The sequence below is a fragment of the Allobosea eneae genome (assembly GCF_042657265.1).
Taxonomy (GTDB): domain Bacteria; phylum Pseudomonadota; class Alphaproteobacteria; order Rhizobiales; family Beijerinckiaceae; genus Allobosea; species Allobosea eneae.
Genome location: NZ_JBHSLW010000042.1, coordinates 24,758 through 38,930, shown reverse-complemented (window position 1 = coordinate 38,930; position 14,173 = coordinate 24,758). Strand labels below are relative to the sequence as shown.

At 67.9% G+C, this 14,173-nt stretch carries 12 protein-coding genes; 10 read left to right on the top strand and 2 right to left on the bottom strand.

The features are described 5' to 3' along the window. Positions 1-76: 76 nt before the first annotated feature. Positions 77-2,803 (top strand): DNA mismatch repair protein MutS, encoded by a 2,727-nt coding sequence (gene mutS / locus ACFPOB_RS23800; protein WP_377800844.1) that lies wholly within the window; start codon positions 77-79, stop codon positions 2,801-2,803. Here the strand turns inward: mutS and ACFPOB_RS23795 are convergent. Both ACFPOB_RS23795 and ACFPOB_RS23790 read right to left on the bottom strand, forming a co-directional pair. Then, positions 2,787-4,007, bottom strand: coding sequence for a BaiN/RdsA family NAD(P)/FAD-dependent oxidoreductase (locus ACFPOB_RS23795; RefSeq protein WP_377800843.1), 1,221 nt, complete (start codon positions 4,005-4,007; stop codon positions 2,787-2,789). The two genes, mutS and ACFPOB_RS23795, sit on opposite strands and share 17 nt — an antisense overlap. Then, positions 4,004-5,047 carry a GMP reductase gene (locus tag ACFPOB_RS23790; RefSeq protein WP_377800842.1) on the bottom strand — a complete coding sequence of 348 codons (1,044 nt, stop codon included), beginning with the start codon at positions 5,045-5,047 and terminating at the stop codon, positions 4,004-4,006. The genes ACFPOB_RS23795 and ACFPOB_RS23790 overlap by 4 nt, the downstream gene beginning before the upstream one ends. 189 nt (positions 5,048-5,236) lie before the next feature. Here ACFPOB_RS23790 and ACFPOB_RS23785 point away from each other — a divergent pair, with 189 nt between their 5' ends. The 9 genes from ACFPOB_RS23785 (at position 5,237) to ACFPOB_RS23745 (ending at position 14,124) form a co-directional block, all read left to right on the top strand. Beyond that, positions 5,237-5,590, top strand: coding sequence for an ArsR/SmtB family transcription factor (locus ACFPOB_RS23785; protein WP_377800841.1), 354 nt, complete (start codon positions 5,237-5,239; stop codon positions 5,588-5,590). Continuing rightward, positions 5,587-6,060, top strand: a complete 474-nt coding sequence (locus ACFPOB_RS23780; RefSeq protein ID WP_377800840.1) for an SRPBCC family protein — start codon at positions 5,587-5,589, stop codon at positions 6,058-6,060. The genes ACFPOB_RS23785 and ACFPOB_RS23780 overlap by 4 nt, the downstream gene beginning before the upstream one ends. 65 nt (positions 6,061-6,125) lie before the next feature. After that, on the top strand, positions 6,126-6,800 hold the full coding sequence (locus ACFPOB_RS23775) for a glutathione S-transferase family protein (protein ID WP_377800839.1): 675 nt from the start codon (positions 6,126-6,128) through the stop codon (positions 6,798-6,800). 38 nt (positions 6,801-6,838) lie between these two features. Continuing rightward, positions 6,839-7,315 carry an SRPBCC family protein gene (locus ACFPOB_RS23770; RefSeq protein WP_377800838.1) on the top strand — a complete coding sequence of 159 codons (477 nt, stop codon included), beginning with the start codon at positions 6,839-6,841 and terminating at the stop codon, positions 7,313-7,315. 145 nt (positions 7,316-7,460) lie between these two features. Further along, entirely contained in the window at positions 7,461-9,254 is a 1,794-nt protein-coding gene (locus tag ACFPOB_RS23765; protein WP_377800837.1) for an ABC transporter ATP-binding protein/permease, read from the top strand. Positions 9,255-9,332: 78 nt separating this feature from the next. Then, the gene (locus ACFPOB_RS23760) at positions 9,333-9,896 is read left to right on the top strand and encodes a hypothetical protein (protein WP_377800836.1); all 564 of its coding nucleotides are present in this window, start codon (positions 9,333-9,335) and stop codon (positions 9,894-9,896) included. A gap of 329 nt (positions 9,897-10,225) precedes the next feature. Then, positions 10,226-11,749, top strand: a complete 1,524-nt coding sequence (locus ACFPOB_RS23755) for an ABC-F family ATP-binding cassette domain-containing protein (RefSeq protein WP_377800835.1) — start codon at positions 10,226-10,228, stop codon at positions 11,747-11,749. A 218-nt stretch (positions 11,750-11,967) separates the two neighbouring features. Then, positions 11,968-12,915 (top strand): lysylphosphatidylglycerol synthase domain-containing protein, encoded by a 948-nt coding sequence (locus ACFPOB_RS23750; protein ID WP_244543452.1) that lies wholly within the window; start codon positions 11,968-11,970, stop codon positions 12,913-12,915. Positions 12,916-13,017: 102 nt separating this feature from the next. Next, positions 13,018-14,124 carry a helix-turn-helix transcriptional regulator gene (locus ACFPOB_RS23745; protein ID WP_377800834.1) on the top strand — a complete coding sequence of 369 codons (1,107 nt, stop codon included), beginning with the start codon at positions 13,018-13,020 and terminating at the stop codon, positions 14,122-14,124. The last annotated feature ends 49 nt before the right edge of the window (positions 14,125-14,173 follow it).

The window sequence follows — 14,173 nt, the reverse complement described above, 5'->3', positions numbered from 1 at the left end:
TCGACCCTGCTTTAATATGTTGAAAGCGATCCTAACGGATGGCCTTGTCGGCGCGATTTGCTAGCGTGCGCGCCCCATGCGCCACACCACGCCATCCGACATTGCGGACGCCAAGCCCGCCGCGGCAGCCGATCCAGGCCGGGTCACGCCGATGATGGCGCAGTACGTCGAGATCAAGGCCAACAATCCGGACTGCCTGCTGTTCTACCGGATGGGCGATTTCTACGAATTGTTCTTCCAGGACGCCGAGATCGCCTCGCGCACCCTCGGCATCGTGCTGACCAAGCGCGGCAAGCATCTCGGCGAGGACATCGCCATGTGCGGTGTCCCGGTCGAGCGTGCCGACGACTACCTGCAGAAGCTGATCGCCGCCGGCCATCGCGTCGCCGTCTGCGAGCAGACCGAGGACCCGGCCGAGGCCAAGAAGCGCGGCGCCAAATCGGTGGTGAAGCGCGACGTCGTCCGCTTGGTCACCCCCGGCACCATCACCGAGGAGCGCCTGCTCGATCCCGGCCGGGCGAGCCTGCTGGTCGCGGTGGCCCGCCGCCGGGTCTCGGACGAGGTTTACGCCTATGGCATCGCGGCGCTCGACATCTCGACCGGCCGCTTCGCCGTGCTGGAAACAGACCAGCGCGGCCTTTCCGTCGAGATCGCCCGGCTGGAACCGCGCGAGATCGTCTGTCCCGACGCGATCCATGACGATCCCGAGCTCAGGGAATTCTGGCGCGATATCGCCGCGCCCGTGACGCCGCTGGCGCGCGAGGGGCTCGATCCCGCCTCCGGCGAGCGCCGGCTCAAGGAGTTCTTCGGCGTCGCCACACTCGACGCCTTCGGCGCCTTCAGCCGTGCCGAGATCGCTGCCGCCGCTGCGGCGCTCGCCTATGTCGAGCGCACCCAGCTCGGCGCCCGACCGCCTCTGTCGCCGCCCGTCCGGGAGGGGATGAGCGCGACCATGCTGATCGACGCGGCGACGCGGGCCAATCTCGAACTGAGCCGGACGCTGGCTGGCGAGCGTACCGGTAGCCTGCTCGCCACGATCGACCGTACGGAGACGCCGGGCGGCAGCCGCCTGCTGGCCGAGCGCCTAGCGGGGCCACTCACCGACCCGGAGGCGATCGGCAGGCGGCATGATGCGGTCGCATTGCTGGTCGAGGCCCCCTCCCTGCGCGAGGCGCTCCGGCGCGATCTGGCGCGCGTGCCCGATATCGCCCGGGCGCTGGCTCGACTCTCGCTCGATCGCGGCGGCCCGCGCGATCTCGCGGCGCTCGGCGCGGGCCTCGACGCTGCTCGCGGTGTCGCCGCCGCGCTGCTGCGTCAGGGCGATCTGCCCGACGAGTTGCGCGAGGCGGCGCTGGCGCTGGGGCGCACCGATCCCGATCTGGCGACGCGCCTCTCCACTACGCTCGCGGACGAGCTGCCGCTGCTCAAGCGCGACGGCCGCTTCGTGCGCGAGGGTTTCGATCCGGCGCTCGACGAGCTCCGCCTGCTCCAGGTCGATTCGCGCAAGGTGATCGCGCAATTGCAGGCGCGCTACGCCGCCGAGACCGATTGCCGGACGCTGCGCATCAAGCACAATTCCATGCTCGGCTACTTCGTCGAGGTGCCGCAGGCGGTCGGCGAAACCTTCTTGAGGGAGCCTTGGCGCGCCGTCTTCGTGCATCGCCAGACCATGTCGGACGCGATGCGCTTCTCCTCGGTCGAGCTCGGCGAGCTCGAGGCCAAGATCGCCTCCGCCGCCGACCGGGCGCTGAAGCTGGAGCTCTCGATCTTCGCCGCCCTGACCGAAGCGGTCCTTGCCGAGGCCGAGCCGATCAAGGCGGCGGCGCAGGCTTTGGCGGTGATCGACGTTGCCGCGGCACTGGCCGAGCTTGCCATCGATGGCGGCTGGACCAGGCCCGAGGTCGATGACGGAGCCGCCTTCACCATCAAGGCCGGTCGCCATCCCGTGGTCGAGGCGGCTTTAAAAAGGCAGGGCCAGCCTTTCGTCGCCAATGACAGCGAGCTGTCCGCGTCAGGCAAAGACCGCGATGGCCGCATCTGCCTGATCACCGGCCCGAACATGGCGGGTAAGTCGACCTTCCTGCGCCAGAACGCGCTGATCGCCGTGCTCGCCCAGATGGGTTCCTTCGTGCCGGCGCAAAGTGCCCATATCGGCATCGTCGACCGGCTGTTCTCGCGCGTCGGCGCCGCCGACGATCTGGCGCGGGGCCGCTCGACCTTCATGGTCGAGATGGTCGAGACCGCGGCGATCCTCAACCAGGCCGGGCCGCGGGCGCTGGTCATCCTCGACGAGATCGGCCGGGGCACCGCGACCTTCGATGGCCTCTCGATCGCCTGGGCCGCGATCGAGCATCTGCACGAGGTCAATCGTAGCCGGGCCTTGTTCGCGACGCATTACCACGAGCTGACCGCGCTGGCCGAGCGGCTCGACCGCGTCGCCAACGCCACCGTGCGCGTCACCGAATGGAACGGCGAGGTCGTCTTCCTGCACGAGGTCGTGCCGGGTGCGGCCGATCGCTCCTACGGCATCCAGGTCGCCAAGCTCGCCGGCCTGCCGCCGGCCGTGGTCGAGCGCGCCCGCGCCATCCTCGCCGAACTGGAGAAGAGCGAGCGCGAAAAGCCGGTCGCGGCCCTGGTCGACGATCTCCCGCTCTTTGCCGTGCAGATGCGCAAACCCGCACCGGTTGCGGCGCCGGCCGCTGGCCCCGACGAATTGCGCGAGACGCTCGCCGGGCTCGATCCCGACGAGATGACGCCGCGCGAGGCGCTGGAGGCGCTCTACAGGCTCAAGCGGCTGACCTGAGCCTGCGTCTGATCCCCTCCGCCGCCGCGACGCCCGTGGCGAAGCAGGCCTGCAGCAGATAGCCGCCGGTCGGCGCCTCCCAGTCGAGCATCTCGCCGGCGATGAAGCTGCCGTGCAAGCGCTTCAGCATGAAGTCCTCGTCGACCTCGCCGGCAAGAATGCCGCCGGCGGTGGAGATGGCGCGGGCGAGCGAGGCCATGCCGGTCAGCCGCAGGGGCGCGCCTTTGATCAGGCGTGCGAGCGCGTCCGGCTCGGCTGGCAGCGGCCCGCTTGCCGTCTCGCGCAGCACCGCCGCGGCGACCGGCGAAAGCCCCGCCGCCTTGCGCAGATGGTTGCTCAGCGTCTCGCCCGGACGACGCTTCGCCAGCCGCGTTGCGAGTTCTGTTTCGGTCAGGCCGGGTCGCAGATCGATCGTCAGGATCGCCTCGCCATTGCGGGCGATCGCCTCGCGCAGCGGGCCGGACAGGGCGTAAACCGCGCCGCCCTCGATACCACCAGCGTCGATCATCGCCTCGCCCGCGGCGCGCTGCCCGGCGAGGCTCAACGCGATCCGCTTCAGCGGTTGCCCTGCGAAGCGTTCACGCATCAGAGGCGACCAGGCGACCGAGAAGCCCACATTGGCGGGCCGCAGCGGCGCGATCGTGACCCCTTTCGCGGCCAGCAGCCCAACCCAGGATCCATCCGCGCCGAGGCGTGGCCAGCTCGCCCCGCCGAGCGCCAGCAGGGTCGCGCGGGGTTTGACGATCTCCTCGCCGCCATCGCGCAGGGCGAACCGCAGCCCGTCGCTCTCGTCCCAGCCGGTCCAGAGCTGCCCTGCATGCAGCTGCACGCCGAGCCCATCGAGCCGCGCCAGCCAGCTGCGCAGCAGTGGTGACGCCTTCATCGCCCTGGGGAAGACGCGCCCGCTCGACCCGGTGAAGCTCTCCGCCCCGAGCCCGTCGGCCCAGTCGCGCAGCGCCTGCGGCGGGAAGGCGCGGATCGCCGGCTCCAGCCAAGCGCGGGCGGCGCCATAGCGCCCGAGCAGGGCGTCGAGCGGCTCGGAATGCGTCAGGTTGAGCCCGCCGCGCCCGGCGAGCAGGAACTTGCGCGCCGGCGAGGCCATCCGCTCGTAGAGCGCGACCTTGTGGCCGGCCTGCGCCAGCCGCTCGGCCGCGATCAGCCCGGCCGGGCCGGCGCCGATGATGGCGACGTCCGGTCCGCTCAATTGCCGAACACGGTGTTGAGCTGGCTGCCGACCATGATGAACGTGGTGCGCTTCGGCATCTCCTTGAGCCGGACGGCGCCGATATAGGTCATCGCCGAGCGCACCCCGCCCATGATCTCCTGCATCGTGCCCTCGACCGGGCCACGATAGGGCACCTCGACCGTCTTGCCTTCGGAGGCCCGGTATTTGGCGACGCCGCCGGAATATTTCTTCATCGCCGTGTCCGAGGACATGCCGTAGAACACCATCGCGACCGGCACCTTCTCGCCATCATGGGTCTCGTAGCGGATCTCGCCCTCGCATTCGTCATGGCCGGCGAGCATGCCGCCCATCATCACGAAGTCGGAGCCGCCGCCATAGGCCTTGGCGACGTCGCCCGGCACGGTCAGCCCGCCATCGCCGCAGACCAGTCCTTTCAGGCCATGGGCCGCGTCGGCGCATTCGATGATCGCCGAGAGCTGCGGATAGCCGACGCCGGTCATCTTGCGGGTGGTACAGACCGAGCCGGGGCCGATGCCGACCTTGACGATATCGGCGCCGGCCAGGATCAGCGCCTCCGTCATGTCGCCGGTGACGACGTTGCCGGCCATGATCGCCGCATTCGGGAAGGCGTCGCGGGTCGCCTTGACGGTGTCGACGAATTTTTCGGTGTAGCCATTGGCGACGTCGAGGCAGATCTTGTCGATCGGCGCCTTGGCATGCACCGCCTTGAGCTTGTCATGGTCCGAATCGGTCGTGCCGAGCGAATAGAAGGCGTTGGCCGAGCCCGGTTCCTTGAAGAAGGCGATCAGCTCGTCGGCGTCGTAATGCTTGTGCAGGGCGACCATGGCGCCGTGCTTCAGCAAGGCGCGCGCCATCGCCATGGTGCCGACCACGTCCATGTTCGCGGCGATCAGCGGGAAACCGCTCCATTCGCGGCCGGTATGCGCGAAGCGGAAGCTCCGGTTGACGTCGACCTCGGCGCGGCTGCCGAGCGTCGAGCGCTTCGGCCTGATCAGCACGTCGCGGAAGTCGAGCTTCGGATCGTTCTCGATGCGCATGATCAATGCTCCGGCAGCTGGCGCAGGTCAAAAAAGGCGCACGCAGCAACAGGGAGCGTGCCGGGATTCATAGCCGCTCGAACTCTTGGGAGCAATGCGCCGGCTGCCGGTGGAGTTCCCGGGACAGAAACTTTAGCAGTCTCTAAAGTTTTCTCTGGACAGAAGGCATGCATCGCGATACTTAAGCGCATGCTTCACCAACCTGACCAGCTCGATCTCATGTTCCAGGCGCTGGCGGACCCGAACCGCCGGCAGATGTTGCAGAGGCTTTGCGAGGGGCCGGCGAGCGTCAGCGAGCTCGCTCAGCCGTTGCAGATGACGCTGTCGGCGGTGGTGCAGCATCTCGCGGTTCTGGAAGGAGCGGGGCTGGTGCGGACGCAGAAGATCGGGCGGGTCCGCACCTGCCAACTCGATACGCAGGCGCTGCGGGCGGCGGAGCGCTGGATCAGCGAGCGCCGTGCCCTCTGGGAGCGACGCTTCGACCGGCTCGGCGCCTTCCTTGCCGAGCAGGACCGGGATTCGAAGCAAGGAGACGAGCCATGACCGAACGGACCGTCGTCCACGCCGATTTCACCATCGAGCGCCATTACGATGCGAGCCCGGCCCGCGTCTTCGCCGCCTTTGCCGATCCCGCCGCCAAAAGGCGCTGGTCGGCTTGCCATGACGAGGGCGGGCTCGGCGAGCACAGGCTTGATTTCCGCGAGGGTGGCCGCGAGACCATGCGCGGTGCGCCGGCAAAAAGCGGTGACTTTGCGATGAACGCGACTTTCGCGGAGATCGTGCCGGAGCAGCGCATCATCTACAGCTACGAACTGCTGCGCGATGATATCCGCCTGTCGATCTCGCTGGCGACGATCGAGTTCCATCGCGACGGCGCCGGCACCAGGCTTCGCTTCACCGAGCAGGCCGCCTTCCTCGACGGCCATGACCGGCCCGACTGGCGCGAGCAGGGCTCGCGCATCGGCTTCGAACGACTGGCGGACTATCTCGCGCAGGAGCAGGCGCCAGCCTGAACCGCAGCCATCGTCGACCGATCCCGTTTCAGCCCGCTCCTTCCCAGAAGCAGGAATGCACACTCATGTCCTTGACGCTCTATTTCCACCCGCTCTCGGGCTTCTGCCAGAAGGTGCTGGTTGCGCTCTACGAGAACGAGACACCGTTCAAGCCGCAGCTCGTCAATTTCGGCGATGCCACCGAGCGCGCCGATTTCCTGAAGCTCTGGCCGATCGGCAAGTTCCCGCTGCTGCGCGACGACAGCAATGGAAGGCTGATCCCGGAGACCAGCCTGATCATCGAATATCTCGCCTTGTATTATCCCGGCAAGGTTACGCTGCTGCCGGAGAACCCGGTCGCTGCGCTCGAAGTCCGGCGGCTCGACCGCCTCTTCGATCTTTATGTCGCCATTCCCATGCAGAAGGTGATCCTCGACCGGCTGCGTCCGGACGGCAGCCATGACCCGGTCGGCGTCGCCGAGGCCAAGGCGACGCTCGCTTGCGCCTATGACGTGCTGGAGGCGGAGATCGGCGAGAGGCAATGGGCGCTCGGCGACGCTTTCACCATGGCCGACTGCTCGGCCGCGCCGGCGCTCTTCTATGGCGAGCGGGCGCTGTCCTTCCGCGACAGCCATCCGCGACTCTGGGCCTATTTCGAGCGGTTGCGCACGCGGCCTTCCTTTGCCCGGGTGCTGGCCGAGGCCGAGCCCTATTTTCAGTTCTTCCCGCGCAATCCCGGCGATGCCGAGCTCTCACGCTAACCCGGCTTCGCTACCTCTCTCACCGAAAGGATAAGACCATGACCACCGCTCCCGTCGTCCATGCCAGCTTCACCATCGAGCGCAGCTATGCCGCCTCGCCAGCCCGCGTCTTCGCCGCCTTCGCCGATCCCGCCCAGAAGCGGCGCTGGTTCGCCGAGGGCGAGGGCTGGGAGGTCGAGCAATTCGACGTCGATTTCCGCGTCGGCGGCTTCGAGCGCAGCCGCTTCCGCTACCAGGGCGGCCCGCCGATCACCAACGACAGCGTCTACCAGGTGATCCAGCCGAACGAGCGCATCATCCTCGCTTACGCTATGGCGATCGACGGCGCGCCGCTTTCGGGTTCGCTGCTGACGATGGAGTTCGTGCCGGAGGGTACCGGCACCAGGCTCGTCTTCACCGAGCAAGGCGCCTATCTCGATGGCAAGGACGGCCCGATCCATCGCGAACAGGGCTCGCGGGAATTGCTGGAGACGCTTGCCAGGATGCTCGGCGAGCCGGCCGACGCGGTGGCCTGACGCCTCGACCAGGCTGAATGCTGTGCCAACTCCATTCAGCCACAGTTCATCCCCGGGCTGCTAACCGGCATTCTGGCGGCGTCCGAACCGGGAAAACCCGGCGGATGCCGCATCCGATGTCGCGATCCGGGGGGATCTCTCGACTGTGCTGAAGGCCGTCGATCCGAACACCGTGCCTGCCGGCCCGCCATCCGATTGGCAGGTCACCAAGAGCTTCGCCCGTCTCACCGGCGGCTTCTGGCGTGGCGGCACGGCCGGCCGGGCCTGGTTCTGGTCGGTCGCGCTGGCGAGCGCGATCATCCTCTCTGTCTTCTCCAACGTCACCGTCAACCGCTGGAACGGCTGGTTCTTCGACGCGCTCGAGAAGAAGGACGGCGAGAGCGCGCTGATCGCCATGGCGGTCTTCCCGGTGCTGGTGCTGATCGCGGCCGGCCTCGGCGTCGTCATCCTGGTCTCGCGCGAGACCTTCCAGGTCCATTGGCGCGCCTATGTCACGGCCAAGCTCGCCGATGGCTGGATCGGCGAGCGCCGCTTCTACCGGCTCGGCCTCTCCGGTTATGAGCCGGCCAATCCCGAATACCGCATCGCCGACGACGTGCGCTGGGCCACCGAGCCGGTGGTCGATTTCGCCATCGGCCTGCTCTCGGCCGTCATCACCGCCATCACCTTCATCGGTATCCTCTGGTCGATAGGCGGCTCGCTCAGCGTCGAGATCCGCGGCACAGCCTTCGACATCCCCGCCTATATGGTGCTGGCGGCAATCGTCTATGCCGTCCTCGTCTCCAGTCTAATCACCTGGGTCGGCCGGCCGCTGCCGCGCCTGATCGCCGCCCGCAACGAGGGCGAGGCGCGCCTGCGCTTCTCGCTGATGCGCATCCGCGACCACGGCGAGACGATCGCGCTCTCTCGCGCCGAGACCGGCGAGCGCCGCGCCGTCGCCGCGACCTATGACACCCTGGTGACGCGCTGGCTCGCCATGATCCGTCAGCGCGGCCGTTTGACCTGGATCACCAATGGCAGCGGCGCACTGGTACCGGTCGTGCCGCTGCTGCTGGCGGCGCCGAAATACCTCTCCGGCGAGATGTCGCTCGGCGATGTCGTTCAGGTCGCCGCCGCCTTCGTCGCGGTGCAGAACGCTTTCAACTGGGTACTCGACAACTTCATGCGCATCGCCGAATGGCTGGCCTCGGCCCGGCGCGTCAACGAGCTTGCCGTCGCGCTTCACGCGATCGAGGACGGTGCGGCGCAGAGCGACATCGCCGTCCTAACCAGCGACGGCGGTGGCCTGCGGCTGGACGACCTCACCCTGACGGATCGCGACGGCCGCACCTTGCTCGCCGATTTCTCGACGGCCTTGCCCGCCGGCGCGACGCTGCATGTCGCGGGCGAACTCGGCCATGGCAAGGCAGCGCTGATCCAGGCTGTCGCGGGCCTGTGGCCCTGGGGGCGCGGCGCGGTGGCGCTGCCGGAGGGCGCGCGCCTCGCCGTATTGCCGCAGCACCTGCATCTCTCGGAAGGCAGCCTGCGCGCTGCGCTCGACCCGATCGGCGGCCATAGTGACGACGAGGCGGCTGCAGCGCTGCGGCATTACGGGCTTTCGGGCCTGGTGCCGCAGATCGATCTGTCGCGCGACTGGGACAAGGCGCTGACCACCGGCGACCGCCAGCGCCTCGCTCTGGCCCGGACCGAATTGGCGGCGCCCGATATCCTCGTACTCGACGAAGCCACCAGCGGCCTCGAAACCGAAGCGGCGCTCGACCTGCTGTCGCGGCTGCGGGCAGCGAGGCCGCAGGCGGTGATGCTGCTGATCGGCCAGAGCCCGGGCTTTGCCGAGACAGCCGACCATCACCTCACCATGCGCCGGGCCGGCGGCGTCGCGCGCGTCGCCTCGTCCGACGCGCCGCGTGCCGCTGCACTCGCCGAAACCGGCGCAGGCTGACGTTCAGGCGCAGTTCAGGACCTTTTCCATCCAGTGCCGGGCAGCCTTCCCGGTCCTTTCCGACACGGAGCCAAACGCATGTTGAACATCTGGGACGTCTATTGGGGCCTGCGCGTCGAACAATGCCCCTGCGATGTGCATTTCGTCGAATGGCTGGAAGAGCAGGGCCTGACCGACAAGCGCATCTATCATTTCGGCACGGGCGGCCACCATTATGTCGGCATCCGCTGCGCCGAGCCAGAGCTGAACAGCACGGTGCTCGGGATCACCGCCTCGCCCAAGGAATATGAGGCCTTCGTCAAGCTCGCGATCGACAATCCGGCGATCACCAAGACCTATTCGGCCTATTTCGGCGACATCTACACCAGCAATGCCCGGCTTTTGCCGCGCTTCGACATCGTCACGCTGTTCCACTCCTGCGAATTCCGCAGCGAGAAGAACGATGCCTATGGCGCGCTGACCGATCTCGAGGTGATGCAGCTCTTCACCGACCAGACCGATGCCGGCGGCTATATCCTGTTCTATACCGGCTCCTTCGCCTATGAGGCGGCGAAGCCGATCATCGCGGATTGGGCGAAGTCGCGGGCGGTCGAGGAGATCGGCGAGTTCAAGACGCTCCGGGTCTTCCGCAAGTCCGCCTGAAGCGGTTGCGCCGGTCGCTTAACGGCGCTAATTCCCGTCCGTCGATCCACTCGAAACCAAGGAGGGCTGCGTGATCACGTTCTTTCGTCACCATCGTCAGCGCGGCCCCGTCCAGGCCCTGCAAGCCGGCTTGCAGGGCTGACCGCACAGGCGATACCTCAGCTTTTCGTCCAGGTCTGCCCTTCGTGAGGGCGTAGCGTCTTCGAGCCCGGTGCTCGGCCAGCTGCGTCCATCCCCTCATCGAGCCAAGGCGTTCCGCATTCGTAGTGCTCGGGGCAAGGCGCCCCGGCCGAATGATGGCGCGCGGCTCGGGCAGTTCCGAGACGACCATGACCCTGATCACCCTGCGCAATCTCGGCGTCACGCTGGGCGCCCCGCTCTTTTCCGAGCTGTCCTTCTCCCTGATGGCGGGTGACCGCCTCGGCCTCGTCGCCGCCAATGGCCGCGGCAAGTCGACCCTGCTGCGCTGCCTTGTCGGCTCGCTCGATCCATCTGTCGGCGAGATCACGCGCTCACGCGGCCTGCGCATCGGCCATGTCGAGCAGGACGCGCCGGCGCAGCTGCTCGACCAGCCCGTCGACCAGCTGCTGCTCGACCAATTGCCGGCCGACCAGCGCGAGAGCGAGCATTGGCGCGTCGAGGTTGCGCTGGATTCTCTTGCGATACTGGAGGAGCTACGCCGCCGCCCGCTCGGGCAATTGAGCGGCGGCTGGCAAAGGCTCGTCCTGCTCGCCCGCGCCAGCATTGCCGAGCCAGATCTGCTGCTGCTCGACGAACCCACGAACCATCTCGATCTCGCGCGCATCGGCCTGCTGGAAAGCTGGCTCGCCGCCCTGCCGCGTGATGTAGCGGTGATCCTGTCGAGCCATGACCGCGCCTTCCTCGACGCGGCCACCAATCGGACGCTGTTCCTTCGCCAGGAACGCTCGCAAGTGTTCGCGCTGCCCTATTCGCCGGCGCGCGCCGCGCTCGACGAAAGCGATGCCGCCATGGCCGCCCGCCATGAGCGCGATCTCAAGGCCGTCCAGCAGATGCGGCGCCAGGCGGCCAAGCTCAACAATATCGGCATCAACTCCGGCAGCGATCTCCTGCTCAGCAAGACCAGGCAGCTCAAGCGCCGGGCCGACGAGCTCGAAGCTTCAGCGCGCCCGGCCCATCGCGAACGCACGGCCGGGGCGATCAGGCTCGCCAGCAGCGCGACGCATGTGCGGGCGCTGGTCGAGCTCGACGACGCCGCGGTCGAGACCCCGGACGGGCGTTTGCTGTTCAGGACAGGCAAGCGCTGGATCAGCCCCGGCGACCGGATCGTGCTGCTCGGCTTGAACGGCGCCGGCAAGTCGCGCCTCATCAATGCGCTCCACGCCGCAATTCGTGGCGATGACCGGCCTGCTATCCGGGCGACGCCTTCGCTGGTGCTCGGCCATGCCAGCCAGAGCCTCTCCGAATTGCCCGATGACGACACCCCACATGGCCTGATCTGCCGACGCTTCGATGTCGGCGACCAGCCCGCCCGCGGTCTGCTCGCCGGCGCCGGCATCGTCATCGATCGCCAGACCGGGCCGATCGGCGCGCTCTCCGGCGGGCAGCGGGCAAGGCTGGCCATGCTGGCGCTGCGCCTCGCCAGGCCAAATTTCTACCTGCTGGACGAACCGACCAACCATCTCGACATAGAGGGCCAGGAGGCGCTGGAGGCGGAGCTCACCGCCGGCGAGACCAGCTGCCTCCTGGTCTCGCATGATCGCAGCTTCGTGCGGGCAGTCGGCAATCGCTTCTGGCGGATCGACAAGCGGCGGCTGTTCGAGGTTGATGATCCCGAGGCCTTCTTCCAGGAGGCGATGGAAGCGGAAGGCTGATCACCGCTGTCACGATCGGCACAAAGCGGCCGGCGCGTCCTGCGCCGGCCTCATGGCGCGCATTCGCCGCGCTGCCCCGTCTTGTGCATCGCGGCGAAGGCGCTATCTCTCGGGTCCGGCCGTCAGGCCAGCCGCCAGCAACCCGCCTTGCTCGTTGTCTTCCGTGCGAGCGCAACCCGATAAGAGTGCTGATGTCGTTCGGCCCGCACGAGCCAGGAATGCCGCTGCGCAAGCGCAGCCGCTGGTGGTGGCTCGGCCCGCTCGCCTCGTCGGTGATCTTCATCGCCTCGCTGGTGGTGCTCTACTACATCGTCCGCGAGATCGAGCCCGGCGAGCTCGCCCGCGCCTTCGCCAATGCCAGCCAGCGCCAGCTCCTGCTCGCGCTCGGCTTCACCGCGCTGAGCTATCTGCTGCTCACCGGCTACGACGCGGTGGCGCTGCGGCGACTTGGCCTGTCGATTCCCTATCGGACGACGGCGCTCGCCTCCTTCACCAGCTATTCCGTCGCTTTCACGCTCGGCTTCCCGATCGTCACCGGCGGCACGGTGCGCTACTGGATCTATTCGGCCAAGGGCGTGCGCGCCTCGGAGGTGGCGAGCCTCACCGTCATCGCCGGCCTGACCTTCTGGCTCGGCCTCGGCATGATCCTCTGCGCCAGCCTGTTCTATGCGACGGAGTCGGTGGCGCAATTGGCGCGCACCTCGCCGCTGGTCGTGCAGGCCGTCGGCGCGGCCGTGGCGCTTGGTACGCTCGGCTATCTCTTCTGGGTCGCGACCGGTGAACGCACCTTGCGGGTCAGCGGCTGGAATCTGCCGCTGCCCGGCCTCGGCGTCACGCTGACGCAGATGCTGCTTGGCGCCGCCGAGGTCTGCGCCGCCGCCGCCGTGCTCTATGTGCTGCTGCCGGGCGGGCACAACCTGCCCTATGAGAGCTTCCTGGCCGCCTATATCTTTGCCTGCCTGATCGGCATCGCCAGCCATGCGCCGGGCGGGCTCGGCGTCTTCGAGGCGACCATGCTGATCGCGCTCAGCCGTCTGCCTTTCGAGCAGGTGCTCGGCGCGCTGCTACTCTTCCGCATCATCTACTACATCCTGCCCTTCATCCTCGCGCTGGTCCTGCTGGCGCTGAACGAGATGATCCGGCGCATCCGGCGGCACGAGATCTGACGCCGCATCTTGGGCGCACATCCTTGACGCCGCTTCCAGCCGACGCAAACTCCTGTCCGCCGGGCATGATCGAGGACACCGCCGGCTCATGGGATGGAGCCAGTGGACGCGACCAATCTGATCGACGAGATCTATGAAGCCGCCATCGTGCCGGAGAAATGGGCCGATGTGCTGGACCAGCTGGCGACCCGGGCAGGCGGGGTCGGCACGATCCTGTTCGCGGCTTCGCCGAACCGGTTCCAATGGACCTCGTCCGAATCAATTCATGCTGTCACAGCCGAATGGGTAGCCTCGCCCTTCGTCGCGGATAATCTGCGAGGCAAACGCCTGGTTCCGCTCTACGAGCCGCGTTTTCTGACCGATCTCGACGCAATCACGCCAGAGGAGATCGAGCAGGATCCGTTCTATCGCGATTTCCTCAGGCCGCGCGGCTGGGGCTGGTGCGTCGGCACCTCGATCCGCTTGACGAGCGGCGACAGCATCGTCTTCTCGATCGAGCGCCTCTATGCCGACGGCCCGGTCCCGCGCGAGACGGCCGAGACGCTCGATCCCCTCCGGCCGCACCTTGCGCGGGCGTCGATCATCGCGGCGCGTCTCGGCCTGGAGCGCGCGCGTGCCAGCGTCGCGGCTCTGGAGCTGATCGGACTGCCGGCGGCGATCATCACGGGCCGCCACAGCGTGCTGGCGGCCAACGCGTTGCTCCTGAGCTGCACGGCAGTCGAGATCGGCGCCTTCGATCGCATCCGTCTCGCCGATTCCGTGGCGAACGAACACTTGCAGCGGCACCTCGATGTGGCGGGGGGCGCTGGCCTATCCTTTCCGATCCGGGGGACGAGCGAGCGGCCTGCCTTCGTGGCGCATCTGGTTCCGCTCAGGCGAGCCGGGCTGGATGTGTTCTCCGGCGCGGCGCAATTGTTCTACCTCACCGAGGTCGGCCGCGGCGCGGCGCCGCCCGCAGCGATCCTCGAAGCCCTCTTCGATCTCAGCCCGGCCGAAGCGAAGGTCACGCGGCTCTTGCTCGCGGGCGGCACGGTCGCCGGCATCGCCAGCAGCCAGGGCATCCGGCCCGAAACCGTGCGCGGGCAGCTCAAGACCGTCTTCGCCAAGACCGGCGTGCGCCGGCAGGCTGAGCTGGTCCAGCTCCTTGGCGGGATCCCGGTTCCCGGCCCGCCGCGCTTCGGCCTGTCGGGGGCCATTGTACGCAAATAGCAGTTGGCCCCGCGCAGGGGAATTGCGCTGCACCACCGCTCCGGCATAA